Consider the following 2,819-nt stretch of genomic DNA (forward strand, 5'->3'; position numbering starts at 1 on the left):
CTATGGTCTGCCCAACCCGGCCATAACCCAGCAGCAAAACCAGATCTTGCTGGGGATCCAAAGGCGGCAGGTTTTCTGCCGGTTCAGGCCTGGGTTTAAGGCCCTGCAGCAGCCTGGCTATGTCTATGCTATGACGCACCAATGCCGGCGCCAGTGCCATAGACAGTACGGCAACCATCACCAAAGTGTTACTGACACTGGGCGCCAACAATTGATAACTCACTGCCAGGGCCAGCACCACGAATGAAAACTCCCCCACCTGTGCCAGGCTGAGGCCGGTAGACATGGCTACCCGAAAAGGCTCTTTAACCAACCTCAGCAAAGCAAAGACAATAACTGTCTTACCGACTATAACAGCCAACAGCAACAGTAAAATTTGCCACCAATAGGCCAGCACCAGACTGAAGTCGAGCAACATACCTATGGAGATAAAGAACAGTCCCATCAAGAGGTCCCGAAACGGGCGAATATCCGCCTCCAACTGGCGCCGGTACTGGCTCTCCCCCAGAAGCATCCCGGCCATAAAGGCCCCCAATGCCATGGACAACCCCAGCCACTGGGTAAAGGCGCCGGTCAAGAGCGCGACCACCAGAGTCGACAACACAAACAGCTCGTTGGAGCGGGAACGGGCGACTTCATCAAACAATTTGGGCAGAGCCCACTTACCAAAAGCCATCAGCACAATAAAGGCCAGGATCCCCTTCCCCAGAGCGGCCCCAAGCTGCAGGACAGTCAAAGGCTCGCTGCCATCGGCAAGCAAAGGCAGCAGAATAAGCAAGGGCACCACCGCCAGGTCCTGGAACAGCAACACACTGACCGACAGTTCGCCATGGCGGCGCTTGAGCCAGCCCTTGTCGTTAAGCAGTTTCAGCACTATGGCGGTGGAAGACAAAGCCGTCACTGAACCTATCACCAGCGCCTGAGTCACGTCGCTGATAAAGAGTAATCCGGCCCCCATGGCCAGCAAGGTGGTCAATACCACCTGAGCGCTGCCGAGGCCAAATACAGTGCGGCGCATGGCCCAGAGCCTGGGGACGGAAAATTCCAGTCCCAGGGTAAACATCAGCAGTACCACCCCAAGTTCGGCTACCGATTGCATCTGGTGCTGCGAGAACCAGTTGAATCCCGAGGGGCCACTGATAACCCCGGTCAACAGATAAGCAAGAATAGCAGGTAAGCCTACGCGCCTGAGCAAAGCTATCGCCGTTATGGCGATAACCAGCATCAGAAGGATCTGGATAAAGAATCCATGTTCCATGCACACTCCCCCGCTATCAATGGTTCAGTTCATTATTCTGTCAGTGTCAAATACTTGTCACCCCAATATACTTAGCACTACAAAGCTTAACTCAATGAGATCTCGATACAAATTAGCCCAAGGTCGACCAGGCACGAATCTTGCAGATTAACTATAGAAAAAGGTTCTGCCTTATTGGAGTATTTATGATGGACTTTGGTCTGGCAACAGAGTTTTACCCTGAAGACTATCAGTATCTGTCTGATCAACCTCAGGCTATCCACCCCAGAATGGATCTGCTACAGGCGGTTCAACGGTTACACGCAAGTCTCGATCCACGGACAGTATTTGCCTGCTATGGCAAACTGTTACAACAATATTTGCCGGTACAGGGAGTGCAGTTACAAGTTCAAGGACATCAATTTCATTGGGGACGCACCTCTCAGAGCACAGTAAGCAGAGAACTGGTCAGTAAACTGGGTACCGCCAAGTTACTCTACCGGCTGCAAAGAGTATTGAGCCCAGTAGAACAGGCGGAACTTGAGCAGATTGAGATTTTGCTGTCGCAGCCACTGTTCAACGCTATCGCCTATTCGCAGATGTCAGAGCAGGCGATGTTTGACTCACTGACCGGACTTGGCAACCGCCACTATTTCGGTCAGTGTATCCGCACCTCGCTCGCAAGAGCCGGACGAGCCCACAGCCCAATATCTCTGGCGGTGCTTGACCTGGATAATTTCAAGCAGCTCAACGACAGTCTCGGGCACAAGTTCGGCGACAGAGTGCTGACTCAGTTTGGCAAGCTGCTTAAGCGTGGCATCCGTAATGCCGACCAGGCTTTTCGCATAGGCGGCGATGAGTTTGTGGTGTTGGTGGAAGGCGATCTGGAGTCGGCGGTGCGCATGAGCGAACGCTTGCTCGAAATGCTCACCAAGGAGCCGCTGTTTCAGCGCCACGGCATAGCCAGCAGCATAGGTATCGCCGTCTGGAGCGCTGGAATAAATCAGGATCAACTGTTTGAACAGGCCGACCGCGCGCTTTATCGCGCCAAGGCCACCGGCCGTAATAGATATTGTGTCGCGACCCGCGACTGAGACAGCCGGCGATTGTGACTAGCCCGCGATCGAGACTATAAGTCGCGGCGTTTTGCCCCTCGATTTGCCCCTAGACCAAGAGGACTCTCTTGGTTTTCATTTCAACCGCGCGGATTTGGTACTCAAATCCATCTTCGCTAGTGATGAGTATTCGCCCTCAGCCACGTTATTTACGCCAACGGCTGTCGGCGACATCGAGGGGGATTGGTGCAATTCTGTTAGCACTGAGTAGCTTGAAACATCTGAAGTGCTTGCAGCGAGTCACAGGATCGCCTGTGCATAAGGCAGTTCTCTAACATCCTGTTCTTCACTGCATTCGGGCTTCCTGCCCATCCCTGCGGCAGGTGATTGGCTACAACTTAGCTAGCCGCTAGGATCAAGTTCATTGGTGAGTTTTGGCTTAAAGCCATAAATAGCCGCTGTTCCAGCGGCTTAAAGTCGTGGAGCTTCGCCCCACACTCGAGGAAAGGGGGCTGTATCGACTCGCC

The 2,819-nt window shown here is 53.4% G+C and carries 2 protein-coding genes; one reads left to right on the forward strand and one right to left on the reverse strand.

Annotation, left to right across the window (positions count from 1 at the left end; translation table 11 throughout):
- The coding region (locus CX651_RS19585; protein ID WP_198552068.1) for a cation:proton antiporter at nucleotides 1-1,258 on the reverse strand (1,258 nt) is incomplete at its 3' end.
- Between the two features lie 185 nt (nucleotides 1,259-1,443).
- Between CX651_RS19585 and dgcS the strand changes: the two genes are divergently transcribed.
- The gene (gene dgcS, locus CX651_RS19590; RefSeq protein WP_308427926.1) at nucleotides 1,444-2,331 is read left to right on the forward strand and encodes a diguanylate cyclase DgcS; all 888 of its coding nucleotides are present in this window, start codon (nucleotides 1,444-1,446) and stop codon (nucleotides 2,329-2,331) included.
- The last annotated feature ends 488 nt before the right edge of the window (nucleotides 2,332-2,819 follow it).

The sequence above is a fragment of the Shewanella chilikensis genome (genome assembly GCF_002836945.1).
GTDB lineage: Bacteria > Pseudomonadota > Gammaproteobacteria > Enterobacterales > Shewanellaceae > Shewanella > Shewanella chilikensis.